The organism is Devosia sp. CAU 1758, assembly GCF_054482695.1.
In genome coordinates, this window is record NZ_JBTLRJ010000005.1 from 51,398 (window position 1) to 77,505 (window position 26,108).

Genomic DNA, 26,108 nt, shown 5'->3' on the forward strand with positions numbered 1-26,108 from the left:
ATCTCCTCACGCTTCCGGGATGACCCGGCTGAAATTGTCTAGGGTAATGAAATCGGGTTCCGGGCCGCCGCGGGTGCCGGTCTCCAAGCCGTCGATTGCCGCCAATTCATCGGGGGTTAGCTCGAAGTTGAAGACGTCGAAGTTCTCGGCAATGCGGCTGGGCTTGACGGACTTCGGGATCACGGAGCGACCGTGCTGCAGCCCCCAGCGCAGCATGACCTGGGCCGCTGACTTGCCATGCGCCTGCGCGATGGCCACGATCGTTGCGTCTTCGAGCGAACTCTTGCCACTGCCGCGGTATAGCGTAATCCCACCGATCGGGGACCAGGCCTGCGTCAGGATGCCATGCTGTTGATGCAGCTTCTGCAAAGCGGCTTGCTGAAAATAGGGGTGCAGTTCTATCTGGTTGACCGCCGGCACGACGTCGGTCTTCGCCAGCAGGCTTTCGATATGCTCGGGCATGAAATTGCTGACGCCGATGGCGCGCACCTTGCCGTCGGCCAGCAGTTTTTCGAGCGCCCGATAGGCAGCCAGGGTTTTGTCAAAAGCTGAAGGTAGCGCCTGATGCAGGATCAACAGATCAATCTGCTCGACGCCCAGCTTCTTCGCGCTCTTCTCGAAACCGTGCAGGGTTTCATCAAAGCCATAGTCATTGATCCAGATTTTTGTCTCGATGAAGATCTGGTTGCGGGGGACGCCTGAGGTCCGGATGCCCTTGCCCACTTCGCGCTCGTTGCCATAGGCGGCGGCTGTGTCGATGTGGCGGTAGCCGACGCGCAAAGCTTCCTGTACGGCAGCAGCGGTTTCGGCGGGCGGGGTTTGGAATACGCCAAGACCGATGGCCGGGATTCCGACGCCATTGTTGAGCTTGAGATTTGGCACGGATGTCATAAGCGGCCCTTTCTTGTGTTCTGTGGATGTCCGCAACGATACCTGCAGGCACCCCGGCACAAGATAGGCTGGTTCAGCTCATCTTATTACCGGAGAAATTCTGCTTGATCTCATGAATGAAATTCATGAAAGATACAGGATGAATCGCGAAAACGCTGCCGATCTCATTGCTTTCATCACCGTTGCGCAGGAGCGCAGCTTTACTCGCGCTGCTGGCCGTCTCGGCGTTTCGCAGTCGGCAATCAGCCACGCGCTCAGCCGACTGGAAAGCCGGCTTGGGGTCAGGCTTCTCACCCGCAGCACGCGCAGCGTTTCCCCGACCGAGGCTGGTGAGCATTTACTGGCGACGGTCGAGCCGCGCTTCCTGGAGGTCGATGCGGCGCTTGAGCAGGTCAGTGAATTCAGGGATACACCAGCCGGTACGATCCGGTTGACCGCCGGCGAACACGCCGTCAATTCGGTGTTGTGGCCACGCCTGCAAAGCTTCACCAGGGCCTACCCCGACATCCGCCTTGAGATCATCGCCGAAAATGGGCTGGTCGACATTGTCGCGCAGCGCTACGACGCTGGCGTGCGCTTGGGCGAGCAGCTCGCCAAGGACATGATCGCAGTGCGCATCGGGCCGGATTGGCGCATGGCCATCGTGGGAACGCCAGACTACCTGGCGGGACGGCCAGTGCCAGCAACCCCTCAAGATCTGACCGAACATGACTGCATCAATCTGCGGCTCCCGACCTATGGCGGAAACTACGCCTGGGAGTTCGAGCGCGGTGGGCGGCGGCTCAATGTTCGGGTTGATGGCCAACTGGCGTTCAGCAGCAGCAGCCACATCCTATCTGCGGCGCTTGTGGGGGCGGGCCTGGGCTGCATTCCTGAGGACCTTGCGGCCTCACATCTTCAAGCCGGTACGTTGGTCCGCGTGCTAGAGGACTGGATGCCAACCTTTGACGGCTATCACCTCTACTACCCCAGCCGCCGTCAGACATCACCGGCATTTGCACGACTGATCGAAGCCCTGCGCTACCGACAAGTCTAGCAACGAGAATCCCGTTCAACTGGATATTCACTGACCACGATGGCAGGTTCGGATCGAGATGGCACAACTACCCATTGCCGAAATGGGTCGGCACCTGCCAGGCAGAAACGCGCCTCAAAATGGTCATTCAGACTGCTCCGGCAATCACCCGAAAGCTGTCATTTATCCTGTCCTGCAAATCTTCTTCCGTCGATGAGGATGTGAGGCAATTATACATTGTGGGGTCAAGACTGCCTGCGCAACGTTGGTAACCGTAATCGGGCCTCGCCGGTGGCAATTGTGCGCGGTCCCTAGTCGCTCTTTTTTATCGGCAACTTCACGGCGAGTATGATTGTGGATACCCCGACCATTATCAAAAAGGCCATCAAGCCAATCCCACCAAAAGTCCAAAAATTTTCCATGATAAGCTCCAGGAGAAAATGAACGTCTAGGTCCTCCGGGGCAGTGGACCCCGAAGGCCAAATCAAGGGAATGATAGTCGGCAACGGCCTAGCCGCGGCGTGGGGTGGACCTCAGCCCTAAGCCAACCAGCAGCCAGATCGCGAATGCCAGTTCGGCAATCAGGGGTATGAAGTAGGCGATGGTTATGACCATAGGCTGATCGCCAGTCAGTAGGGTAAATCCGCTTCCGGAAAGATAGACCAGGCCCGATGCTGCTATTCCCAATCCGACCAGACGGGGTGCAATGCCCGAGCGCATGATCAACCAGGCCGTCAGCAGGCAGTTGATCCCGAAGAAGATGAGGCCGAGGTCATAGCCTTGCCCCTGCAGTTCGAGCAATGCCTGCACCGCCCAGGCGAGATTGCCAGCTCCGAAAGCATCGGCAAAGTGCTCCCCGCGCAGCAGCACCATCGCGGCCACCTGAAACAGGAGGTTTGCGGCAAGCACGATGGCCTGCGTCAGGCGAAGGATCATCGCGGCCAGCGCCACACGCGGCGCCACCTGGCGAAACAGCAGGAAAAGAAGGATCCCCACTGCAATATCGCTCAGGATCATGCCGATATCGGCGGCGAGACTTAGCGAGAACAATCCGCTGGATGCCATGATATTGGCGAGCGTTTGCGGGCCGTTATCTGGAGCGATAAGCATTTCACGCACCGCCATTTCGCTCCAGATGCCCAGGGCGATGATAGCGAGATAGAACAGACCCGCGACACGGGCGATGCTCTTGTTGGAACGGTTTTCCTGGTCAGATCCGACCATGATGGTGTCCTCCGTTGGACTGTTGGGGATGGGCTGGCCGATCAGGCGGCCAGCGTTGAGATATGTCTTTGGAAGCCCCGATGGACTGAACCGCCGCAGAAGGTGAGCCAGAGGCAAACCAAGATTTCGGCGAGTGCGGCAGGCATGATGGCCACGGGGGAGACCGTGGGTTCGAATGCCGGCAGCACGAACACCACGAAAAGGTCGGTCCAGTAGCCAACCAGCGCCAGCATCATCACCACGCCCAACAGACGCGGCACGAAGCCGGAGCGGTAGAACAGCCAGCCGATGGTGAAGCACCAGGCGCCGAAGAAAATGCCGTTGGCGGTGTAGCCATAGGCGTGCAGATCCAGCAGCAGGGCCACCAGGTCCTGCACCTGCTCGGGTGGAAAGGATGGCAGGGCGCCATTGACCAGCAGCAGCGCGCCGAAGTGATAGACTACGTTCGCGCCCATCCAGGGGAGCCGCAGGAGGTTGAGAAACAGCGCCAGCAAGGCGATAGGCTTGTTGACCGGCTTGAGCAGCATCCAGAACGCCAGGCCGAGCCAGGTGTCGAGCAGCAGCACCAGCAGGTCAGCGATCCCGGCAAGCCCATAGAGCATCTGGTTCGATGCAATATTGGCCATGGTGGCCGCAGTGTCGCCCTGGATGACCATGCCGGTGCGAACGGAGAATTCGGCAAAGCCGGCAAGGACCGCGACCGCCAGATAGGCCAATCCGGCGGAGCGGGCCCAGTTGAAGTCATGCATGGTTTGAGTGGTCATCGGATCATCCTCGGAAATGGGCGAGCAGCATCCATCACCGATCCGGTCGGGTCGGTGCAGCATGCTGCCGCTGGGGTAGGAAGTTACTCGGCTGCCAGGATCGCCACGTCGTGGTGGTCGATCTCGAGCACGACATTGCCGCGCTTGTGGCCGCTCTGGACGTATTCATGCGCTTCAGCGATCTGGTCGAGGCCATAGCGCCGGTCGATGATGGTCTTGAGCGCGCCGTCCTCGATCAGGGCTTTGACTTCCGTCAGGCGACTGCTGAGTTCGGCATGGGGCAAGAGTCCCGTGGCCGAGAACATGGCCTTCCGGCGTCCGAATTTCCCCGTCCAGAGCATGCGGAGCAACAGGCCCAGGCCAAGAACCGGCGAGAGATAGACGCCATCGGACGTGAGCGCTCGCCTGGCCTTGCCGAACGGCACCTTGCCCACCGTATCGAAGATCAGGTCATAGGCGCCACGCCGCCCGGTGAAATCCTCTGCCGAATAGTCGATGACATGATCGGCACCAAGGTCGCGCAGAAAACCCAGATTGCGCCGGCTCGCCACCGCAGTCACTTCGGCGCCCAGATGTTTGGCCAGTTGCACGGCCGAGGTACCAAGTCCGCCAGCTGCGCCGTTGATCAGCACCTTTTGTCCCGGCTGGATCGTCACCAGCCGCGTCAGGAAATTGTGCACGGTGAGCGCGCCATCGGTCACCGGCGCCGCCTCCTCATAAGACATGGTCATCGGAATGGTCTGGATGATCCCTTCTTCTGGCACAGTCACGAACTGGGCGTGGGCGTGAAATCCGACGGTTGTCTCTCCGAACACATCGTCGCCGACCGCAAAGCGGGTCACACCCCGCCCGACAGCTTCAACCTTGCCGGCAAATGCCGTGCCGGGCACCGAGGCCCTGGGCTTGCGCAGCCCCAGGAAAATCCTGCCGAACAGGGGCTTGCCCGTCCGCATCATCACGTCGGCCTGGGTTACCGCGCTGGCATAAATTTTTACAAGGACCTCGTTGTCCTTGGGGGCCGGCCGTTCGATCTCCTGAATGCTCAGGACGTCCGGACCGCCATAGGCCTTGGCAATGACCGCTTTCATCTGTTGTCTCCTTTTGGATGCACCATCGCGGTGCCGATGGCCAAATGGGTACGGCAGACACGCCCTCTGCAGAATTGACTAAATCCTGTATTCCGGTATGCACATTTGCATGGATTGGCGATCTGTCAGATTTGACTGGAACCGCGCCCGGGCCTTTCTGGTCACGGCCGAGGAGGGCTCGTTGTCGGCCGCTGCCCGCGCATTGGGCATGGCGCAGCCGACGCTTGGCCGGCAGGTCGAAGCCTTGCAGGAAGAACTAGGCGTGGTGCTCTTTGAGCGTACCGGCCGGGGTCTCGAACTCACTCCCAGTGGCCTTGAGCTGCTCGAGCATGTGCGCACCATGGGCGAGGCGGCGGGGCGTCTTTCGCTCGGCGCATCGGGGCGGGCACAGGCGCTCGAAGGCAACATCGCCATCACCGCCAGCGAGATCGACGCGGCCTATCTGCTGCCCCCGATCATCGAGAAGCTGCGCCGCACCGCCACCGGCCTGACCGTGGACCTCATCGCCAAGAACTCCGCCGCCGACCTGCGCCGCCGGGAAGCCGACATTGCCATCCGCAATTTCCGTCCGGACCAGCCCGAACTGATCGCCCGCAAGATCAAGGACGTTGCTGCACGGCTCTATGTGTCGGAGGTCTATCTCGAACGCTTTGCCAGTCCGCTGACCTTGGAGACGGTCGCCGAGGCTGATTTCATCAGCCTGTGGTCGCCCGATACCTATCTGGCTGGACTGGTGGAGGCGGGCCTGCCCATCGACCGCAGCAATCTGACCATTCTGGCGGACAGCCATCTGGTCCATTGGGAACTGCTCAAGGCCGGGCTGGGTATTGGCATGGTCCCCGAATTTCTCGGCGAAAACACGCCCGGCATTGTCCGCGCCCTTGAGGACAAAGCTCCGGCCTTTCCGTTCCCCATCTGGCTTACCACGCACCGCGAACTCAATACCTCCAGGAGGGTCCGCATGGTGTTCGACTTCCTCGCAGAGGAACTCGGCGGCCTCTAGATCATCGTCAACTTGTCCCCACCGCCCCGACGCGGCGAGGTTGAACAACTTCTATATGCCCGCAAACCCGGCTACCGTCGGCTAAAGCAGTTTCGAGATCGCAGGCCGAACATGGACAAGCTCTCGGTGATGAATGCCTTCCGCCGAATCGTGGAGCGCGGAAGCTTTGTGGGCGCCGCCAACGATCTCGGGGTGTCTCCAGGTCTGCTCAGCAAGGAAATCAAGCTGCTTGAGAAAAGCCTGGGCTGCACGCTGGTGACGCGAACCACCCGCAGCATGTCGCTCACGGAGGCCGGACAGGCCTACTACGACAAGGCCGTGACCATTCTCTCTGCGGTAAACACGCTCGAAAATGAGATCCGCGCGAGCGCCAGCTCGCTGATCGGCCAACTCAAGATCAATGCGCCGCACTCCTTCGGGCAATTGGTTATCGCGCCGATGCTGCCGGGCTTCCTGCAGGACCATCCTGACCTGGAAGTCACCTTGTCTCTCGACGATCACATACTCGATATGATCGAGGGCGGCTTCGACATTTCCATCCGCATCCGGCCCAGCCTACCCGACTCGTCGTTGATGGTTCGGCGCCTGGGACAGCTCAAACAGGCAATCTTTGCATCGCCCGCTTACCTGGAGCGCTTCGGCACGCCCGCCAATCCTGACGACATTGCCGCTCATACGGTGATTGGGTTCACTCTGGCAGGTCATCAGAGCGAGTGGCAACTGCATGGACCAGGGGGCACAAGAAAGCTTGCCCTGCATCCGCGCATCAAGGTCGGCAGCAGCGTCGTCCTGCGCGATCTGCTGATTGCAGGCTGCGGCATCGGGACACTTCCGGACTTCATATCGCGAGAGCCCGAGACCGATGGGCATCTTACGCGTGTCTTGCCCGAATATGAACTACCATCGCCCGAAATTTTTGCTGTTACCGCCTCGCATATGGGCTCCGACCCCAGGGCCAGAGCCTTCGTTGCCCATCTTCAGGATGCGCTCAACGACCTCTATTCCTGACGTGGCGTGAACAGTGTTTTGAGCGCCGGGTGATTACTCGCTCACCCCGGTTCAGTGATGTTGCTGGCAATTCCAAACCTTGCCAGAGGCATCCCAATGACTCGCATTCTTGTCGCCTATTATTCCAGCTATGGCCATGTTCGCGCTTTGGCGCAGGCAGAGGCCGAAGGCGCGCAGAGCGTCCCCGGGACGATCGTCGACCTGCGCCGAATTCCTGAAACGGTTCCTGAGGCCGTCCGCGAGAAGTCCGGCTACATTGTTGACGAAACGCCGCTGGTCAGTCCCGGAGACCTCGTCAACTACGACGGCATTGTCCTTGGAACCCCGACACGCTTCGGCATGATGGCGGGGCAGATGAAGCAGTTTCTCGATCAGGCAGGCGGTCTGTGGGCGCGCAATGCCCTGGTGGGCAAGGTTGGCGCGGTCTTCGCCTCAACCGGGTCCCAACATGGTGGCCATGAGGCCACGATCCTGTCGGCGCATGTTCCGCTCATGCACTTCGGAATGGTCATTGTTGGACTGCCTTACTCCTTCGCGGGGCAGACGCATCGTGACAGCGTTGTGGGGGGATCTCCCTACGGCGCCGGGACGATCGCAGGCGTCGATGGCTCGCTCCATCCGACCGAAATCGATCTCGCGGGTGCCCGCTTCCAGGGCGCTCATGTTGCCCGGGTTGCAGGGCGGCTCGCACAAGAGGATTGGGCACGGGACGCGGCCTGAGGCGCCCTGACCCGATCCTGCACCATCCGGCACTGGAACCAAAAATGGCACGGATATCCGATATTTTCCTGACTGCCCTGGCACCGGCAGTGTGGGGCAGCACATATATTGTGACCACCGAGGCTCTCCCGGGTGGACACCCTCTGACCCTGGCCGCGCTTAGGGCCCTTCCGGCGGGAATCCTGCTCCTGGCGTTCACCCGCAGTTTTCCACCGTTTACCCTCATGGGCCGCATCCTGGTCCTCGGTGTCCTGAACTTCGCGCTGTTCTGGACCATGCTGTTCATCGCCGCAGACCGGCTGCCAGGTGGTGTGGCGGCAACCCTTGGCGCCGTCCAGGCGCTGATGGTGATCGTATTGGCACGCGCCTGGCTCGGCACGCCTATCATGAGCGGCGCTGTTGTGGCTGCTGTCGCTGGGGTGGTCGGGGTCGCACTCCTGCTTCTGGGGCCCGCCGCTGCGCTTGATCCGGCGGGCATTCTGGCCGGGGTGTTGGGAGCGGCATCAATGGCCGCCGGCACGGTGCTTAGTCGTAAGTGGGCTCCGCCGGTCTCCGCTCTGCGCTTCACGGCCTGGCAATTGACTGCCGGCGGCCTGGTGCTGCTGCCTGTTGCCATGCTTGTTGAGCCGGCACTGCCCTCATTGTCCGCCACCAACTGGTTGGCCCTTGCCTGGCTTGGTCTGATCGGGGCGGCCGCAACATATGGCCTATGGTTTCGCGGGCTGGCTCGACTGGAACCAGCCGCCGCCTCCATGCTGGGCATGGTCAGCCCGCTCGTTGCCGTTGCCCTGGGTTGGTTGTGGCTGCACCAGTCCCTGACGCCCTTGCAGATCCTTGGCGGCGGTATCGTTCTGGCTTCCGTCTGGGCCGGGCAGATCGCCAATCACCAGGTGCAACGTCGGGCTAGGAACTCGGGGACCGTCCGCCGCCGAAAGCGCGCTGTAACAGTTGACCTCTGTGCTCTTTCGGAACACCGGTTGAATGATCTTGGGCTGTCGCGCTCAGATCTGGTTGGTCAGGCGCCGACCATGGGACATCAGGCCGGTCGCAATTGATTTTCGCCTCGCAACACCTTGACAATGCCGGCTGTGAATAAGTCGCCAGGAGAACAAAATGGAAGTAGTAACTCCCGCTCGGTTTGGGATTATCCTCAAGACAGAAAAGTTCGCCGAGTGCATGGAATTCTACCGGGACGTGCTCTCGTTGAAATTGTGGTACCAGAAGCCAGATCTGTTCTGCTTTCATTTCGGCGCTGACAGCTACCTGATGGTAGAGCGAGGTGGGGTGGGATCGAGTCAGCGCAAGGCCGCCGAGACCAATCCCGTCGTCTTGCGGTTTGATGTGCCTGATGTTGATCGTTCAGCTGATCGAATTGCGGGGCTTGGGGTCGGTGTCGAGGTCCTGCGGTTCGAGTGGGGTACGATAGCTATCTTCGCGGACCCGGACGGAAACCCTTGCGAGTTCAAAAACGCTGATGATGTGTACTTCGATCTGCCATAGCGTGTCGCATGGCTCGCCGGCTGAACCCACATGGTGGACATACTGCCATGTGCCCCAAATCGGTCGATGAGGGGGCCTAGCAGCACCCCGATAGCTGACGCTCCGGTCCGTCGCAACGAAATGTGCAAATCCCAGGCAATCGAAGGTCTCTCACTTCAATAAGGCGGTCGTTGGGAGCCCGCTATGGAGCAAGGGTGGCCGACTTCACCGACAGGCCGTTCAGCGCCATCTGTCGAAAGCCGGCTTCAATGACCTCGGGCGGTTCGCTGCCTCCTCGATCAAGCCACCAGGTCAGAACCGACATGTAGGCACCGACAACAAACTGCACGGATAGCTCGTCCTCGAGCGAGGCATTGGTCGATTTCGTTCCAGGCGCCAACTCAGAGCGCACAATGTCGCACAGGGCGTGGCGGATAAGGTCGAGCAGGATTGGCCCTGCCCTGCCGCGCATCAGCGCCCGATAGAGCACCCTTTGCTCGGCCAGGTGGGCCGTCATGAAGTGGCTGAAGCCCAGCATGCGGTCTGGTCCGGCGCCGTCAACTCCCGCCGCTGCATGCTCCTGCATCAACGCGGCGCGCAGGGTGCCAGCAGCGCTGCGCAGCAGATCATCCTTGTCGGTGAAATGGGCGTAGAACGTTGATCGGCCGACATTCGCGGCGGCGGCGATGTCGGCAACCGTGAGCTCGTCATAACCGCGCTCGACCGTCAATCGCATGAGCGTCTCATGCAAGGTCTGTCGGGTGCGCCGGACGCGCCGGTCGGTCAGCCCATCCGCCGCCAGGACCCGTGCGGACTTTTCCCGGTCAAAACCCGGCCAGTGTTCAGTATCGGACATGAGTAGCCGCTGCGTCGATTGCGTTTCAAGACAAGTGTCCAATATCACACGGATGTCTGATCGTCACGGAGTTCTACAGTGCCCTCTACCTCGCTTCTCGAACCGGCGGCGCGTCCGGTCGGCGCCACGCCCATTGTCAGCCTGCGGTCAATCGGCAAGACCTATGAGACGCCTGCAGGTCCCTTTGCCGCGTTGGCCGGGATCGATCTCGACCTTGAGGCCGGAGCCTTCCTAGCGGTGGTCGGCAAATCGGGCAGCGGCAAGACCACACTGGCCAATCTTCTGACCGGCATCGACAGTGCCACCAGTGGCGAAATCCGCTTTGGCAATGTGTTGCTCAACGGCAAGTCGGAGGAGGAACTGACAGCCTGGCGCGGCCGCAATGTCGGCGTGGTGTTCCAGTTTTTCCAGTTGTTGCCGACGATGACGGTCATCGAAAATGTCATGCTGCCGATGGACTTCTGCAACGTCGGCCGTCCCCAGGACCGGCGTCCGCGAGCGCTGTCCCTGCTCGAAAAGCTTGGCATTGCCGAGCAGGCCGACAAGCTGCCCGCCGACCTCTCGGGCGGGCAACAGCAGCGCGCTGCCATTGCTCGCGCGCTGGCAAATGACCCACCCTTGTTGGTAGCCGACGAGCCGACGGGGAATCTGGATTCCCGCACCACAACCGAAGTCATGGACCTGTTTCGTGGCCTGACCGAGGAGGGTCGGACCGTTGTCATGGTCACCCACGAACGCGACCTGGCGTCCTATTTCACCGACACGATCGAACTGGCCGATGGCCGGATGGTCGCGCATACCGGCCAGGGAGCGCGGACATGACCCTGGCTCCTCGCTGGCGCAAGCTGATCGGCGATTTTGGCGCGACCCGTGGTCGTATCGCGCTCATGCTTGCCGCGCTCACCATCGGCATGTTTGCCCTGACCACCATCTCGGGCGCCTATGCCATCCTCAGCCGCGAGATTGCGCGGAACTATCTGGATACAAATCCAGCCTCGGCCCTGATCGATGTCGGAGAGGTGACGCCGGAAATCCTGGCCACCATAGGCGCGGATCCGGGCATCGCAGCGGCGGAGCCAGCGTCCATTGTCATCGCGCGCGCAAGGGTCGGCGAGGAAGCCTGGCACCGCACCTTGCTGTTCATTGTCCCCGATTTTTCCAGCTCCAGCATTGGCCTTACCTTTCCGGAAGACGGGGGCTTTCCCCCCGCCGACGGCGCAGTCCTCGTGGAACGGGAAGCCATGGGTTTTCTCGGTGCGATCCTTGGCGAGGAAATCTCCATCCAGACCAGCGGCGGCACCACGCTTGACCTGCCCGTTGCCGGCACGGTCCACGACCCCAGCCTGGCACCGGCCTGGCAGGAACAAACCGCCTACATCTATCTGTCGTCGCGAACGGCGGCGCAGCTCGGCCTGCCGCTTGCGCCCGAACTGGTCAAGGTGATCGTTCGAGACGCCGCCCTTGGGCAGGATCATATCGATGGCGTCGTTAGTGGCGTCGCCAGCCGCCTCCGCGATCTCGGCGCCACCGTGCACCAGGTCCAGATTCCGCTGGTCAATCAGCACCCGCATCAGAGCCAGATGAATGGCGTCCTGGGCATGTTCATGCTCTTCGCCATCCTGACGCTCATTCTCAGCGCCGTCCTGACCGCGGCCATGGTATCGGCGCTGCTGGCACAGCAGGTGCGCCAGATCGCCATCATGAAGGCTATCGGCGGCACCAGCCGGCAGATCGGCGGGCTCTATTTGGTCGGCATTGCCATCGTGGCGGCACTGGCGGTGGCCATAGCCATTCCCTTTGGCATGTATGGGGCAGTCGGCTTTGCCGGCGTTATCTCGCAACTGCTCAATTTCGACATCGCCTCGCCACTGGTGCCGGCCTGGCTCGTCATCGCGCTGGTCGCCACCGGCCTGCTGCTGCCGCTGGTCTTCGTCGCGGTTCCCATCCGCAAGGCCACCCGCGCAACGGTGCGGGAGGCGCTGGCCGACCAGGGCATCGCCGCCAATACCCTGCGCAATGATCCGATCCAACGCCTGCTCGGCCGGTTTACCGGCATCGATCGCACGCTGCTGCTGGCATTGCGCAACGCCTTCCGCAAGCGTGGCAGACTGCTGCTCAATATCGGGCTGCTGGGCACGGCGGGCGCGATGTTCATCGCGGCGCTCAATGTCGAGGCGGCCTGGCAGGGGCAATTGGTGGCGGCCGCCAATAGCCGCGACTACGATATCGAGATCAGCCTGCTGCAGCCAGTATCGCCGACACGACTGTCCGAAGCGCTGGCCTCCGTGCCCAATATTGCTGACCTGCGTCCGACTGACTTAATCGCCGCAGCCGCCGGTCGCGAAGATGGGCTGATGCTGGTGCGCACCTATCCCGATGGCGGCCACGGCAGCCTGTCGCTGCGACCGCTCGGCAGCCTGCCGGCCGACCCGGTGTTCCTTGCCGGGAACGGCGCGGACGACTCAGCGGTCGTGCTGAACCAGCAGGCATGGAACCTGCTCGGCCGCCCGGCGCTCGATGCGCCGCTGCTATTGGCCGTCGAAGGACGGACCGTGGCGGCGCTGCCCGGCGGCATTGCGCGCCAGATCCTTACCCCCGCCACTGCCTACATTCCGCCGGACCTCTTCGCCGATCTGGCGGAACATGGCGATGGGGTCACCGCCATCCGGCTGGAGGTCATTGATGCCGATGCGGAGCGTGTCGCCGAAACGGCAACCCAGACATCTGCGGCCCTGACCCAGTCCGGCATTGCCATCGAACAATTGACCACCGAGGCCACGCTGGCGGCGGCGCAGTCGGGCCATGTCGCCATTCTCATCATCGCGCTCAAGGCGATGGCGCTGCTGATGGCGGCCGTCGGCAGTATCGGCCTGGCCGCTTCACAGGGGTCAAGCGTGGTCGAGCGCACCCGCGAGTTTGGCATCATGCGGACCATTGGCGCCGGTGGTGGCACGCTGATCCGCAACATCCTGGCCGAGGGCCTGATGATCGCCTTCCTGAGCCTGCCCCTCGCCCTGCTTGTCGGCATCCCGCTCGGCTACAGCATCGGGCAACTGGTCGGAACCCTGTCCTTTGGCCTGCCGCTGCCGCTGACCTTGTCCCTCGAGGCGATCGCCATCTGGGCCCTGATCCTGGCTGTCGGTTCGGTCCTCGCCAGCCTGACGCCCGCCCGGCAGGCGGCGCGCCTCACCATCCGTCAAACCCTCGCCTACAACTAGGAACCCGAAATGACCCGTCGCACTATTCTCATCGCCGTCGTAGCACTGATCTCCATCGGTATTGTCGGCTATGCAGCCCACAGTTTCGATCTCGTCGGGGCAGCCAGATCCATGCATGGCGGATAGCCAAATGCGCCGCATAATCCCGGAGGCGACGGTGTCGTCTCCGGGGTTATTTCAGCATTGGGTGCCTCACCGAAGCAGCGGGATTACCACCAATAAGAGCAACATTGCGCCCCCAAGGCCGAGTACAGCCCGGCCTGCAAACTCCAAACGTCCAACAGCATCGCTGATCCTGGCGGCGCCAAGCTGTGCGGCCAACCCAACCAGCGACAGCACGCTCCCTACGCCCACCAGCATTGCCAGGGCAAATATCAGGCCGGCCTCCGGTGATCCCATCGACGTCGCCATCACCACAGTGAACAGCGTCAGTGGACAGGGCACCAAACCCGCGGCCACGGCAAAAAGGCCGGGATGCTCATGTGATCGCGCGGGCCAGATGGCGCGCCAGATCATCCAGACCGCTATGGCAGCAAGCAAGACCTGGCTGGTTGTTTCAAGGAGGGGCGCCCGGCCCGCCTGGGTGATGGTGCGCGAGACAAGCCAGTTGGCCCCAAAGCCGATGGCTACGGCGCTGCCGATATGGGTGGCGCTGAGCAGCATCGAGGTCGCGAGGGCCTTGAGCAGACCGAGCCGCTCGCCCAGGACGTAGGTTGCAAGGACCAGCTTGTTGTGTCCCGGCGTCAGGGCATGGGCCATGCCGAACACAATTGCGAGTGGCATTGCTCCAAGAAGGGCAAGCCAGTCACCGCTCGCCGAGAAGTCGCTGATCTGATCGGCAACGGAATGCTGGATGTCGCCCTGCAGCGCCACCAGCCAGGCGAGGATATCCGTCATCGACCCGGCCAGTTGGCATGATCGGAGTCGATGACATAGGGGTGGACATGACGATGGCCATGTCCGGCCAGGTGCGCGTGACCTGCGGGCAGGTCATCATGGCTGTGCTCGATCTCTATCAAGTCATCCTGCGGCCAAAGCTGCGTTGCGGCGAAAACACCGCATGCGGCAATCGCGGCCATGGCGATGAACGTTACTGGCATTCCTGCCGTCGCCCCAAGCCAGCCGGCCAGCGGATAGCTGAGGAGCCATGTGGCATGGGAGAGCGCGAACTGGGCGGCAAACAGGGCCGGGCGATCTTCGGGATGGGATGAGCGGCGGATCAGTCGTCCGGTCGGGGTCTGGGTGGCCGAATAGCCGATGCCGATGACGAACCACAGCGCCAGGAGCGTGCCGTAGCCGCCAACCAGACTGCCCATCAGCATCGTTGCGACAAGCAGGCCCGCTCCAACGAGCATGACGGGCCGGTCGGCGAACCGGTCCAGCAATCTGGGCAGGGCCAGCGCAGCCACCACTGAGCCACCACCAAAGGCCACCAGGGCAATGGCGGTGGCCTGCTGGTCGAGCCCGAAGGACGATTGCACCAGCACCACGGTATTGACGATGACCATGGCCCCGGCGGCCGAAACCGCAAAGGTCAGCGCCAGAAGGCCCCGCAGGCGCGGCGTCTTGAGGTAAATGCGAATGCCCCGGGTGGTGCGGTCATAAATGCCGCGCGGTGCAGCAGGTTTGGGGCTGGGCAGCACCACCGAAACGACGAGCAGGGCCGAGGCGAGGAAGCCGATGACCGTCCCGGCAAAGAGGCTGTTGAACGATATGACCGTCAGGAGTGCGGCGGCGAGCAAAGGGCTGGCCACGCTTTCGAGGTCATAGGCGAGGCGCGAAAGCGACAAGGCCCGCGTATAGTGCTTCTCGTCGGGCAGCACGTCGGGGATTGTGGCCTGGAAGGTCGGCGTGAAGGCCGCCGAGGCCGATTGCAGCACGAAGATCAGCACATAGACCTGCCAGATCTCGGTGACGAAGGGCAGCAGAACAGCGACTGCGGCGCGCACCAGATCGAGCCCCACCAGCATGGCGCGTCGCGGCAGGCGCTCGGCAAAGGCCGCTGCGATGGGCGCGACGCCCACATAGGCGATCATCTTGATGGCGAGAGCCGTTCCGAGCACGGCGCCCGCATTGGCGCCAGCGAGATCAAAGGCCAGGAGGCCAAGGGCCACCGTGGCCAGCCCGGTACCGATCAGGGCGATGACCTGAGCCAGAAACAGGTGGCGATAGGTACGATTGGCGAGCACGGCCAGCATCGGAACAGCCTTCAGAGGTAGCGGGTGATTTCACGGAAGCCGTCAATGGCGGCACGGTCGACGGAACCGTCACGCGTCACCGCGTCGTCCAGGCAATGGTCGAGATGGTCGTGGATCAGTGTCTTCTTGGCCTGCTGGATGGCCTTTTCGACCGCATGCAATTGCTGGGCGATATCGACACAGGGTCGGCCGGCCTCGATCATCTCGATTACCGATCTCAGGTGGCCATCGGCCCGCTTGAGGCGCTTGACGATATCGGGGTGGGACGCGTGGAGATGTTCGGTCATGCGTCAAGAACTATCCCCCCAGGGGGGATAATTCAACGTTGCGCGCGCGGGGGGAACGCAATTACGAATCCAGGTTGACCTTGTCACCGTGGGAAGGTGCAAGCTGGCCCGTCTCTGGAGGTCCACCATGTCAAACGATCACGCCCACCACCACGCCCATGCGCATGGTCACGCGTCGCATCAGCATGAAGCCAAGTCGCCGCCCACCTTGGTCAAGGACCCCGTGTGCGGCATGGACGTGGACCCATTGACGGCCAGGTTTCAGGCTACTTTCGAGGGTCGAACCTTCTATTTCTGCTCGCAGAACTGCCATGACAAGTTCACGGCAAATCCGGAACAATATGCTGCAGCGGTCCCGGCGCCGACCAAACCCGCGCCCGCCGGGACCATCTGGACCTGCCCCATGCACCCGGAAATCCGGCGGTCGGAGCCTGGCTCCTGCCCCATTTGCGGCATGGCGCTGGAACCGGAAATGCCTACTGCCGATGATGCTCCAAGCGCTGAGCTGCGCGATATGACGCTGCGTTTCTGGGTCGGCACGGCGCTGGCCGCACCGGTCTTCGTCCTGGAGATGACCGCGCATCTGGTCGATCTGCACGGTGTCCTGTCCGGCCAGGCACTGAACTGGATCCAGCTCGTTCTGGCCACGCCCGTCGTTCTCTGGGCCGGATGGCCATTCTTCGAACGCGGCGTAGCGTCGGTGGCCAATCGGAGCCTCAACATGTTCACGCTGATTGCCATGGGGATCGGCGTGGCCTGGCTCTATTCGATGCTGGCGACTTTGGTGCCACACATCTTCCCCTCATCCATGCGCGGAATGGATGGAGCCGTGCCGGTCTATTTCGAAGCCGCTGCGGTCATCACCGCCTTGGCGCTTCTTGGGCAGGTTCTTGAACTCCGGGCCCGTGAACAGACCTCGGGTGCGATGAAAGCCTTGCTCGGTCTCGCGCCCAAGACGGCCAGGCGCATCCGGCCCGATGGATCCGACGAGGAAGTGGAGGTTGACGCGGTGATGGTGGGCGATCGTCTGCGTGTCCGGCCCGGTGAAAAGGTGCCAGTCGACGGCACCGTTCTGGAAGGGCGCAGCGCCGTCGATGAGTCCATGGTCACTGGAGAATCCATGCCGGTCACCAAGACCGAAGGCGCGCGGCTGATCGGCGGAACGATCAACCGCTCGGGAGGCATCGTGATGCAGGCCACCGAGATCGGGCGCGACACCATGCTGTCGCGCATCGTTCACCTCGTGGCAGCAGCGCAACGATCGCGGGCGCCCATCCAGCGGCTTGCCGATCAGGTCTCGGGCTGGTTCGTGCCGCTGGTGATCGCCATCGCAGTACTCGCCTTCGTGGCCTGGATGGTCTGGGGCCCCGAGCCCCGCCTGGCCCACTCTTTGGTGGCCGCGGTCTCCGTACTGATCATCGCCTGTCCATGCGCCCTGGGCCTGGCCACTCCTATGTCCATCATGGTGGGTGTCGGCAAGGGCGCCCAGCTGGGTCTCCTGATCAAGAATGCCGAGGCGCTGGAGCGACTGGAAAAGGTTGACACGATCGTGGTCGACAAGACAGGAACGCTGACAGAGGGGCGGCCGAGCCTTACCCGGATATTGCCAGCCGACGGCTTCGAAGAGGCTCAGCTCCTGGCGCTGGCGGCCAGCCTCGAACGGGCCAGCGAGCATCCCCTTGGCGTGGCCATCGTGGCCGCAGCGGAGGATCGCAAACTCAAGTTGTCTGCGCCCAGCGACGTGGACTCTCCTGTAGGCAAGGGTCTGACCGGCATGGTCGATGGCAAGCGGGTGCTCATCGGCAGTGCCAAATATCTTGAGGCTGAGGGCGTGGAGCTGGGCTTGTGGCGATCCCGCGCCGACGACGTGCGTGCCGAGGGCGCGACAGTCGTCCTTGTCGCCGTTGATGGCAAAGTCGCAGGCGCCCTAGGGATAGCCGATCCGATCCGGGCCACAACCGCCGAGGCCTTGGCGGATCTGAGGAGCCAGGGGATCGGCGTGGTCATGATGACAGGCGACAATGCCGTTACCGCCAAGGCCGTTGGCCAAAAGCTGGGGATCGACAATGTCGAGGCCGATGTTCTGCCTGAGCGAAAGAGTGCAGTGGTTGAACATCTTCGCGCGCAGGGCAAGGTCGTCGCGATGGCGGGCGACGGCGTCAATGACGCACCTGCGCTGGCCGCGGCCGATGTCGGTATTGCCATGGGCACAGGCACCGATGTGGCCATGGAAAGCGCCGGTGTGACCTTGCTCAATGGCGACCTGATCGGCATCGCCAGGGCACGACGCCTGTCGCACGCCACCATGCAGAACATCCGCCAGAACCTGTTCCTGGCCTTCGTCTATAACGCGGCCGGGGTCCCCGTCGCCGCGGGCGTGCTTTATCCGTTCTTCGGGTTGACCTTGTCTCCGGCCATCGCGGCGGCGGCCATGGCCCTGTCCTCGGTCAGTGTGATCGGCAACTCGCTTCGCCTGCGTTCCGCCCGGATCAAGTAGCGGCGGCGCAATGTAACCTGTCGCTAAGGTGGTCGTGGTAGCCCACTCGGGGAGGGCCACCATGCTCAATGCGCTCAAGACCGGTCTCAGCGAGTTCCTGCACCTGAGCAAGGACGCGCTCCATATTCATCTGGGGCTGGCGATCTATCTGGTCGTCTTGCTGACTTTGGCGCGGGGGCGCCGGCTGTGGCTCCCCTGGGCTACCGTGCTTGCGTTTGAGCTTGTCAACGAAGCCATCGACATCTTCCATCATGGGCCGTCCACGTCTGAACTGGGTGGTTCGGTAAAAGACATCGTCAACACCATGCTCTGGCCGACTGTGCTTCTGGTCGGGACCCATATGCTGCTCCGCCGCGCTCATCGGATTGATGGCGCGAGCGGAGCAGTTGCCTCAGAGGATTGACGTCAGCCGTAAACCACCTCGGTCATCATGCCCGTGGCCATGTGATAGAGGTTGTGGCAGTGGAACAGCCAGCGCCCGGGATTGTCGGCGTCGAAGCTGATGCCCACTGTCGCCATCGGCGGCACCAGGACTGTGTCGCGGACGGCGCCGTTCAAGGCCCGGCCGTTGAGGGACGTGACCTGGAAATGATGTCCATGCAGATGCATGGGGTGGGCCATCATCGAATGGTTCATGATCTCCATCGTCACCCTTTCGCCCTCAGTCACCGTCAGCGGGCGACGATTGGGCCAAGGGGCATTGTCCAGGTTCCAGGCATAGGGTGCCATTGACCCCATGATCATGGTCTGGATCGTGCGGTCGGCTGCCCTTGTCGCAAGTGGATGGCGCGAGACCAGCTTTTCTTCCAGGGACAGATCGACCGGGACTTCGACCTGCTCCGCCATCCGCGGAATTTGCGGGACCTCAGCACCATTGACCGCGATGATGACACCCGTGCGATCCGCAAGACCCTCGACCTGGGCCAGAACCGGAACCACGGACTTGCCCTTCATGTCGATCATCAAGTCGAGTCTTTGGGCAGGCGTCATCGGGAAACGGTTGCCAGTGATCGGTTCGACTTCATTTCCGTCTACGGCCAGCACGGTCGCTTCGGCTTCGCCCAGATTGATCCAGAAGGCGCTCGACGTTGCTCCATTGATCAGGCGCAGCCTGACCCTGCCATCGGGCTCTGTCCAGATGATCTGCGGATCATCAAGTGTGCGATCATTGGCCAGAAATGCGTCATAGGCGACGTCGTTAAGGTCCATGGACATCATCCCATGGTCCATGCCGCCCATCATCATGCCTTCACCCATGGGCATGCCACCGCCTGAGGACATCTCCCCACCGGTCATGTTGTGCATGTCGTGGCCCCCGGCCTGTCCGCCTGTCAATTCGGCCAGAATTTCATCGGGGCTACGGAACGAAAAATCGTGCAGGAGGACAGTTTCATCCTGCAGGTCCGCCGCCTCATCCTCGGCGGTATAGACGACGAGCGGCGCGGCGAGCAGAGACTGCTCCTGCAGCCCGTGATGGGAGTGCATCCAATGCGTCCCGCTGCGCGCCGGAAAGTCGAAGGACCGTATTTCGCCGGCTGCCAATGGCGAGACATAGCCCGTGTCGGAGACCCCGTCCTGTGCAGGATCGGGAACTTGCCCATGCCAGTGGATGATGGTTTCGGTGCCGATCTGGTTCTCCAGGTCGACCAGAAAGCGCTCGCCGGCAGGCAGGAAGAGACCTTGCCTTCCATCCTGGGCGCGGATGCCGAAAACATTGGCCGGTTTGCCCAGAACGTCGATGACACGACGCTCGGTAACCAGTGTGCGGGCAGATGGCTGTTGCGCCTGTGCGAAACGCGGCAAGGCAACGCTGCCGGCAAGGGAAAGTGAGGCGCCCAGAAAGGCGCGACGGGAGAGCTGCGTGCTCATGGTAATGCTCCAATATCTGAAAGGGACAAGCTCAAGGGCCGTTAGAGGACTTCAGACATGGATTGGGGGCCGGAAGAGTCGCGGACGCCAGGACGGGGGCCAATGGCTCAGCCTGAGCGCCGGGACAAGATGAGGTGAAGCATTGCCCGAGGTGACGAGGGTAGTCAGGGGCAAGCCGGTACAGGAGGGGCAGAAATTTTGAGAACAGTGGTCGATAGTCGGGACGTTTCCGTGGCCGGATTGCCTGGAGCCGTGACCGTGATGGTCACACGGATCGGCCGCAACCGTGTCAGTGTAGTGACCGGATGAGTGCGCTGTCGGCGCAAGGACCATCGAGGCGTTGAGCGTCAGCGCCATCAGCAAGGTCAGCAGTGTGCGAGCGACTAGTTTCATGTTTGCTGTGGCCCGGCGCCCGTTTTTGGTGTGGCCTTGCCACACGGAAGGGTCAAGCGGCTACACGCGCTCGCGACCAATGAACCGCATGAAGACAAAGTCGCTGGAACCGTCGAATGCCACCACATCGTACTTTTCGGGCTTGCTGCCTGCGGGGCCTTCCATCCCGGGTGAACCGATAGGCATTCCCGGAACAGCCAGTCCTGTGACCGGCGGTCGTCGATCAAGCAACGTGAAGATGGCCTCGGCGGGCACGTGACCTTCGATCACATATCCCTCGATAGTCGCCGTGTGGCAGGAACGAAGCTCGGCCGGGACCCCGAAATTGTCCTTAACGGCTTCCATCTCTTCGATCTCTTCGACGTCAACCGCATATCCTGCTTGCTCCAGGTGGCGCGCCCAACCGGTGCAACAACCACACCAGGGATCTTTCTTGATCGAGATTATCGGGCTTGCGTCCTGCGCCAGCGCCGGCCGCATCAAGCTCGCGCCAGCGAGGCTAAGGGCGCCGATGGCAAAAGTACGTCGGGTGATCAGCATGGGGAGCCTTTCCATCCAAGGAAACCGGTCAATTGATGCGCTGTCATTCTGTCCGCGTGATGGCAAGCCGGACAAAGCGACCATAGGACCGCTTTGCCCGGCTGGCATTGATCTGGCGCAATCAGGCAGCCAGCGTGCCGGAATAGCCCGCCAGCTTGATGGCGTCAGCAATGTCCTGCGCGGAGCGGGCCGTTTCCACCTGAACCTTGCGAGCAGCGACGTCGATCTTGATCTCGCAAGCCGGATCGGTGCTTTTGACGGCCTTTTCGATTGTCGAGGCGCAGTGGCCGCAGGTCATATCCGAGACAGTGAAGTTATACATGTCGTGTCCTTTTTGGTTGAGACACGATGGAAAATGGTTCTTCCCACGGTGGGAGGGTCAAGGCCCAATTTGCAGATTTTTCACCTCACCATTTTCTCGCAAGAAAGTGCTTGACCTTACCAACGTTGGAAGCCCCAGATGGAATGGCAGTCGAAATGAAAGGACTGCAAAATGTCTACGGACACCATCACTTCCGGATCCAGTTTCGAGTTCCCCATTGAAGGCATGACCTGTGCCTCCTGCGTGCTGCGGGTGGAAAAGGCGATTGCTGCTGTTCCTGGTACGATCAAGGCCATTGTCAACCTGGCGACCGAGCGGGCGAGTGTCGAAACAGATGGATCGGTGCAACCGAGCGCCATCATCGCCGCCATCAACTCGGCCGGTTATGAAACCAGCGTCGAAAACTTCGAACTCGAAATTGAGGGCATGACCTGTGCTTCGTGCGTCGGACGCATCGAACGGGCTCTGTCCGCCGTACCTGGCGTCATCAGTGCCAGTGTCAATCTCGCCACCGAAAAGGCGACCATCCGTGCAACGGGTGGTCTGGTCACGCGCGCTGTGCTGGAAGCCACGGTCAAGGAGGCTGGCTATGACGTCCGTCAGGTCGCGTCCGAAGCCGGTGCCGAGCCGGTCCCCGCCGCCGACCGCAAGGCGGCAGAGGCCCGCAAGCTCAGCTGGGCCTTCGGCCTCTCGGCCGTGTTGACTGCCCCGCTCTTCGTCATGGAAATGGGCTCGCACTTCATTCCGGCGGTGCACATGTTCATCATGAACACCATCGGCATGCAGACCAATCACTATCTGCAGTTCATCCTGGCCACCGTCGTCCTGTTTGGGCCTGGCCTTCGTTTTTTCCAGAAGGGTATTCCGGCCTTGCTGCGCGGCGCCCCGGACATGAACTCGCTCGTCGTCCTGGGCACGTCGGCCGCCTGGGGCTTCTCCGTCGTCTCCACCTTCTTTGGCGGCCTGCTCCCTGCCGGCACCGCCAATGTCTACTATGAAGCGGCAGCGGTCATCGTGACGCTGATCCTTCTCGGGCGTCTCCTTGAAGCTCGCGCCAAGGGCCGCACCAGCCAGGCCATCCAGCGCCTCGTCGGCTTGCAGGCCAAGACCGCGCGCGTTGTGCGCGACGGGGCCGTGATTGAACTGCCGCTCGAGGCCGTCCGTGCCGGCGACCGCATCCAGATTCGCCCCGGCGACAAGGTTCCTGTCGATGGTATCGTGCGGTCTGGTGAGTCCTATGTTGACGAAGCCATGATCACCGGCGAGCCTATTCCAGTCCGCAAGGGCGAGGGTGACGAAGTCGTTGGCGGCACGATCAACAAGACCGGCTCCTTCGAATTCGAAGCCACCAAGGTCGGCGCGGACACGCTGCTGGCCCAGATCATCCGCATGGTCGAGGCCGCCCAGGGCTCCAAGCTGCCCATCCAGGCGCTGGTCGATCGCGTCACCGGGGTCTTTGTCCCGGTCGTCATTGCCATCGCTCTGGCCACCTTTGCGGTCTGGTTTGTCTTTGGCCCGTCGCCGCAGCTCACCTTCGCTCTGGTCAATGCCGTTGCCGTGCTGATCATCGCCTGCCCTTGTGCGATGGGCCTGGCAACCCCGACTTCCATCATGGTCGGAACCGGCCGCGCCGCCGAACTGGGTATCCTGTTCCGCAAGGGCGAAGCCCTGCAGACCCTGCGTGATGTCAATGTTGTTGCCCTCGACAAGACCGGCACTCTCACCAAGGGCCGTCCGGAGCTGACCGACCTGATCGTGGCCGAGGGCTTTGATCGCACCGACGTTCTTCGTCAGGTGGCAAGCCTTGAAACTCTTTCGGAGCACCCGATTGCCGAAGCGATTGTTGCCGCGGCTGAAAGGGGCGGGTTGGTACTCACGGCGCCCCGGGGCTTTGAGGCCACCCCGGGCTATGGGATTTCCGGCATTGTTGAAGGCCGCAAGGTTCTTGTCGGTGCGGATCGCGCCCTGGCCAAGGCAGGCATCGCGGTCGATCACTTCGCCGGCAATGCTCGCCAGCTGGGTGATGAAGGCAAGAGCCCGCTCTACGCCGCCATCGACGGAACGCTTGCTGCGATCATTGCCGTAGCCGACCCGATCAAGCCAACCAGCCGCAGCGCCATTGCTGCTCTCCATGAGCAGGGTCTGAAGGTAGCGATGATCACCGGCGACAACGCCCGCACCGCGCAGGCAATTGCCCGCCAGCTGGGGATCGACGAAGTTGTTGCCGAGGTGCTGCCCGAGGGCAAGGTCGATGCCATCAAGCGTTTGCGTGCGGATGGTCGCAAGCTGGCCTTCGTGGGTGATGGCATCAACGATGCCCCGGCACTGGCTGAGGCCGATGTCGGTCTAGCTGTTGGTACCGGCACCGACATCGCCATCGAAAGCGCGGATGTGGTCCTGATGTCGGGTGACTTGCGTGGCGTTTCGACAGCCCTCGCGATCAGCCGGGCCACCATCCGCAACATCAAGCAGAACCTGTTCTGGGCCTTCGCCTATAATGCTACACTGGTGCCGGTTGCAGCCGGAGCTGCCTTCCCGTTCACCGGAACGCTGCTCTCTCCTGCGCTTGCCGCCGGTGCCATGGCCCTGTCGAGCGTCTTCGTGCTCGCCAATGCCCTCCGCCTGCGCTCCTTTGGAGCGCCGGCCGGCTCTGAAGCAGGTACCGTCGGTGCGCCACTTGAGCTGGAGTATGCAAAATGAACATCGGACACGCAGCTAAGGCTACGGGTATCTCGACCAAGATGATCCGCTACTATGAGACCATCGGTCTGATCACTCCTGCACACCGGTCAGATGCCGGGTATCGCGTCTATACCGATCACGACATCCATGCGCTTCGCTTCATCAATCGCGCCCGGGACCTCGGTTTCTCGGTCGAACAGATGCGAGACCTCCTGGCGCTGTGGCGGGACCGCAGCCGCGCCAGCGCCGATGTGAAGTCGATCGCGCTTGAGCACGTCGCCAAGCTGAAAGAAAAGGCGCTGGCTCTTGAGGCAATGAGTCGAACACTTGAGCATCTGGCAGAGAATTGTCACGGCGATGACAGGCCGGATTGCCCAATAATAGAAGAGTTCGCGGTGTCACTCGCACCAACGATCTTGTTGAGAAGAAGACCACGATTTGGTCTTGCGGGTGAAATCGACCCGCATACCCACTGATCATTTAAGGCGGTGAATTTTCACCGCCTTTTTTGTTTGAAATATTTCTCCTCACTCCTCTTGACTCTACCAGCGTTGGAAGCCGGACACCGGGGTTAATCGCAATCGGCGAGAAACCTTTTTCTGGGGAACTCCAATGCAAAAGTTCACACCGGATCCGAAGAGATGGGCCGCTCTGGCATTGCTGTGTGCCGCCCAATTCATCGTCATCCTCGATACCTCCATCATCGGCGTGGCACTGCCCGCCATCCAGGCCGATCTCGGCTTTTCCGCCAGCGGTCTGAGCTGGATTTTCAACGCCTATGTCATCGCCTTTGGCGGCCTGTTGCTGCTCGGCGGACGGTTGAGTGACCTGTTCGGCGCTCGCCGCATTTTCACGACCGGCTTTGTCATCCTGACCGCCGCCTCCCTGCTGGCCGGCCTCGCCACAAGCCAGGAAATCCTGCTTGCCGGTCGCGCGCTTCAGGGCATCGGTGCGGCATTGATTGCACCCTCAGCCCTTACCATTGTCATGCGCCTCTTTGGACACAATGGTGCTGAGCTGGGCAAGGCCTTTGGCTTCTGGGGTGCTGCTGCAGCGGCCGGCGGTTCGGCCGGTGTCTTCCTCGGCGGCGTGATCACCGAGTGGATGGCCTGGCAGTGGACCTTCCTCATCAACGTGCCGTTTGGCCTGATCGTGCTGGCCGCCATCCCGGCTGTTCTGCGCAAGTCCGAACGGGCACGCGGCAAGGTCGACTGGTTCGGCGCCATCACTGTCACCGGTGCGCTGGTCGCCCTTGTCTATGCGATTGTCACCATCGAGACCGCCGGCCTTGGTTCGCCGCTGATCCTGTCGCTGCTCGGTGTTTCCCTGGCGCTCTTCGTGATCTTCCTGATCGCCCAACGCGTCCGCCGCGAACCGCTGTTGCCCTTGGGCATCTTCAAGGCGCCCAACCTGGCCGCCGGCAATCTGGTCATGGCCCTTCTGGGCGCGGCCTGGATTCCTCTGTGGTTCTTCCTCAACCTCTATCTGCAGCAGATTCTTGGTCTGTCGGCCCTCGCCAGCGGTCTTGCGCTCCTGCCGATGACCATTCTGATCATGATCGTCATGGTGGGCTTCTCCGGAAAGCTGATTGGCCGGTTCGGTCCCAAGACCAATCTCATCCTCGGCCTGTTGCTGATGGGGGCATCCCTCATCCTCTTCGCCAACCTGCCGCTGGATGGATCCTTCGTGATCAACGTTCTGCCCGCCTCACTACTGGCGGCGTTGGGCATGGCCCTGGCCTATATCCCGGCAACCATGTCGGGAATGGCAGGCGCCAAGCCCGAAGAAACGGGCCTGGCTTCCGGCCTCATCAACACCACCTACCAGATTGGCTCGGCCATTGGTCTTGCCGTCATGGTGGTGATCTCCACTGCCGGCTTCGGCCATGGCAGCGCCGGCCCGGCAGAAATGCTCCAGGGCTTCCAGGCGGCGTTCCAGGGCGCAGGTGTCGTCGCAGCCGTCGCTGCTCTGGCAACACTCGTTCTCATTCGCGGCGGCGCCGCCCAGCGGGAGGTGCCGGTGGGCTAAACCCCAAGCGGGGGGGGGGGGGGGGG

24 protein-coding genes are annotated in these 26,108 nt (G+C 62.0%); 13 read left to right on the forward strand and 11 right to left on the reverse strand.

Annotation, left to right across the window (positions count from 1 at the left end; translation table 11 throughout):
- Positions 1-6 precede the first annotated feature (6 nt).
- Positions 7-891: an aldo/keto reductase gene (locus ACXYMS_RS16185; RefSeq protein WP_458907855.1), complete on the reverse strand. Its 885-nt coding sequence runs from the start codon at positions 889-891 to the stop codon at positions 7-9.
- Between the two features lie 139 nt (positions 892-1,030).
- Here ACXYMS_RS16185 and ACXYMS_RS16190 point away from each other — a divergent pair, with 139 nt between their 5' ends.
- On the forward strand, positions 1,031-1,927 hold the full coding sequence (locus ACXYMS_RS16190; RefSeq protein ID WP_458908017.1) for a LysR family transcriptional regulator: 897 nt from the start codon (positions 1,031-1,033) through the stop codon (positions 1,925-1,927).
- 489 nt (positions 1,928-2,416) lie between these two features.
- Here ACXYMS_RS16190 and ACXYMS_RS16195 read toward each other — a convergent pair whose 3' ends face one another.
- The 3 genes from ACXYMS_RS16195 to ACXYMS_RS16205 form a co-directional block, all read right to left on the reverse strand.
- Entirely contained in the window at positions 2,417-3,130 is a 714-nt protein-coding gene (locus ACXYMS_RS16195; RefSeq protein WP_458907856.1) for a DUF4386 domain-containing protein, read from the reverse strand.
- Positions 3,131-3,171: 41 nt separating this feature from the next.
- The gene (locus ACXYMS_RS16200; protein ID WP_458907857.1) at positions 3,172-3,894 is read right to left on the reverse strand and encodes a DUF4386 domain-containing protein; all 723 of its coding nucleotides are present in this window, start codon (positions 3,892-3,894) and stop codon (positions 3,172-3,174) included.
- Positions 3,895-3,977: 83 nt separating this feature from the next.
- Complete coding sequence (locus ACXYMS_RS16205) at positions 3,978-4,982, reverse strand: NAD(P)-dependent alcohol dehydrogenase (protein ID WP_458907858.1); 1,005 nt, start codon at positions 4,980-4,982, stop codon at positions 3,978-3,980.
- 109 nt (positions 4,983-5,091) lie between these two features.
- Between ACXYMS_RS16205 and ACXYMS_RS16210 the strand changes: the two genes are divergently transcribed.
- The 5 genes from ACXYMS_RS16210 to ACXYMS_RS16230 all read left to right on the forward strand — a co-directional run bounded on the left by ACXYMS_RS16210 (position 5,092) and on the right by ACXYMS_RS16230 (position 9,213).
- Positions 5,092-5,985 carry a LysR family transcriptional regulator gene (locus ACXYMS_RS16210; protein WP_458907859.1) on the forward strand — a complete coding sequence of 298 codons (894 nt, stop codon included), beginning with the start codon at positions 5,092-5,094 and terminating at the stop codon, positions 5,983-5,985.
- A gap of 111 nt (positions 5,986-6,096) precedes the next feature.
- Positions 6,097-6,993, forward strand: a complete 897-nt coding sequence (locus ACXYMS_RS16215; protein ID WP_458907860.1) for a LysR family transcriptional regulator — start codon at positions 6,097-6,099, stop codon at positions 6,991-6,993.
- 96 nt (positions 6,994-7,089) lie between these two features.
- Positions 7,090-7,713: an NAD(P)H:quinone oxidoreductase gene (gene wrbA, locus ACXYMS_RS16220; RefSeq protein WP_458907861.1), complete on the forward strand. Its 624-nt coding sequence runs from the start codon at positions 7,090-7,092 to the stop codon at positions 7,711-7,713.
- A gap of 44 nt (positions 7,714-7,757) precedes the next feature.
- Positions 7,758-8,768 carry an EamA family transporter gene (locus tag ACXYMS_RS16225; protein ID WP_458907862.1) on the forward strand — a complete coding sequence of 337 codons (1,011 nt, stop codon included), beginning with the start codon at positions 7,758-7,760 and terminating at the stop codon, positions 8,766-8,768.
- Positions 8,769-8,826: 58 nt separating this feature from the next.
- Positions 8,827-9,213, forward strand: a complete 387-nt coding sequence (locus tag ACXYMS_RS16230; RefSeq protein ID WP_458907863.1) for a VOC family protein — start codon at positions 8,827-8,829, stop codon at positions 9,211-9,213.
- Positions 9,214-9,394: 181 nt separating this feature from the next.
- Here the strand turns inward: ACXYMS_RS16230 and ACXYMS_RS16235 are convergent, their stop codons facing one another.
- Entirely contained in the window at positions 9,395-10,048 is a 654-nt protein-coding gene (locus ACXYMS_RS16235) for a TetR/AcrR family transcriptional regulator (protein WP_458907864.1), read from the reverse strand.
- Positions 10,049-10,126: 78 nt separating this feature from the next.
- On the opposite strand from ACXYMS_RS16235, the gene ACXYMS_RS16240 reads away from it, so the two are divergent.
- Entirely contained in the window at positions 10,127-10,870 is a 744-nt protein-coding gene (locus ACXYMS_RS16240) for an ABC transporter ATP-binding protein (protein ID WP_458907865.1), read from the forward strand.
- Positions 10,867-13,266 carry an ABC transporter permease gene (locus ACXYMS_RS16245; RefSeq protein WP_458907866.1) on the forward strand — a complete coding sequence of 800 codons (2,400 nt, stop codon included), beginning with the start codon at positions 10,867-10,869 and terminating at the stop codon, positions 13,264-13,266. The genes ACXYMS_RS16240 and ACXYMS_RS16245 overlap by 4 nt, the downstream gene beginning before the upstream one ends.
- A gap of 192 nt (positions 13,267-13,458) precedes the next feature.
- Here ACXYMS_RS16245 and ACXYMS_RS16250 read toward each other — a convergent pair whose 3' ends face one another.
- The 3 genes from ACXYMS_RS16250 to ACXYMS_RS16260 are packed head-to-tail and all read right to left on the reverse strand — an operon-like array spanning position 13,459 to position 15,751.
- Positions 13,459-14,163 (reverse strand): HoxN/HupN/NixA family nickel/cobalt transporter, encoded by a 705-nt coding sequence (locus ACXYMS_RS16250; protein ID WP_458907867.1) that lies wholly within the window; start codon positions 14,161-14,163, stop codon positions 13,459-13,461.
- Positions 14,160-15,464: an MFS transporter gene (locus ACXYMS_RS16255; RefSeq protein ID WP_458907868.1), complete on the reverse strand. Its 1,305-nt coding sequence runs from the start codon at positions 15,462-15,464 to the stop codon at positions 14,160-14,162. Before ACXYMS_RS16255 ends, ACXYMS_RS16250 begins: the two co-directional genes overlap by 4 nt.
- Positions 15,465-15,475: 11 nt before the next feature.
- Positions 15,476-15,751 (reverse strand): metal-sensing transcriptional repressor, encoded by a 276-nt coding sequence (locus ACXYMS_RS16260; protein ID WP_458907869.1) that lies wholly within the window; start codon positions 15,749-15,751, stop codon positions 15,476-15,478.
- Between the two features lie 127 nt (positions 15,752-15,878).
- On the opposite strand from ACXYMS_RS16260, the gene ACXYMS_RS16265 reads away from it, so the two are divergent.
- Complete coding sequence (locus ACXYMS_RS16265) at positions 15,879-18,248, forward strand: heavy metal translocating P-type ATPase (RefSeq protein WP_458907870.1); 2,370 nt, start codon at positions 15,879-15,881, stop codon at positions 18,246-18,248.
- A gap of 61 nt (positions 18,249-18,309) precedes the next feature.
- Entirely contained in the window at positions 18,310-18,651 is a 342-nt protein-coding gene (locus tag ACXYMS_RS16270) for a hypothetical protein (protein ID WP_458907871.1), read from the forward strand.
- Positions 18,652-18,653: 2 nt separating this feature from the next.
- Here ACXYMS_RS16270 and ACXYMS_RS16275 read toward each other — a convergent pair whose 3' ends face one another.
- From ACXYMS_RS16275 to ACXYMS_RS16285, 3 genes are all read right to left on the reverse strand, one after another.
- Positions 18,654-20,117: a multicopper oxidase family protein gene (locus tag ACXYMS_RS16275; protein ID WP_458907872.1), complete on the reverse strand. Its 1,464-nt coding sequence runs from the start codon at positions 20,115-20,117 to the stop codon at positions 18,654-18,656.
- Between the two features lie 453 nt (positions 20,118-20,570).
- The gene (locus ACXYMS_RS16280) at positions 20,571-21,050 is read right to left on the reverse strand and encodes a DUF411 domain-containing protein (RefSeq protein ID WP_458907873.1); all 480 of its coding nucleotides are present in this window, start codon (positions 21,048-21,050) and stop codon (positions 20,571-20,573) included.
- 121 nt (positions 21,051-21,171) lie between these two features.
- Entirely contained in the window at positions 21,172-21,372 is a 201-nt protein-coding gene (locus tag ACXYMS_RS16285; protein WP_458907874.1) for a heavy-metal-associated domain-containing protein, read from the reverse strand.
- 171 nt (positions 21,373-21,543) lie between these two features.
- Here ACXYMS_RS16285 and ACXYMS_RS16290 point away from each other — a divergent pair, with 171 nt between their 5' ends.
- The 3 genes from ACXYMS_RS16290 (at position 21,544) to ACXYMS_RS16300 (ending at position 26,082) form a co-directional block, all read left to right on the forward strand.
- Entirely contained in the window at positions 21,544-24,072 is a 2,529-nt protein-coding gene (locus tag ACXYMS_RS16290) for a heavy metal translocating P-type ATPase (protein WP_458907875.1), read from the forward strand.
- Complete coding sequence (gene cueR / locus ACXYMS_RS16295; protein WP_458907876.1) at positions 24,069-24,530, forward strand: Cu(I)-responsive transcriptional regulator; 462 nt, start codon at positions 24,069-24,071, stop codon at positions 24,528-24,530. The genes ACXYMS_RS16290 and cueR overlap by 4 nt, the downstream gene beginning before the upstream one ends.
- 136 nt (positions 24,531-24,666) lie before the next feature.
- Positions 24,667-26,082, forward strand: a complete 1,416-nt coding sequence (locus tag ACXYMS_RS16300; protein WP_458907877.1) for an MFS transporter — start codon at positions 24,667-24,669, stop codon at positions 26,080-26,082.
- Positions 26,083-26,108: the final 26 nt, after the last annotated feature.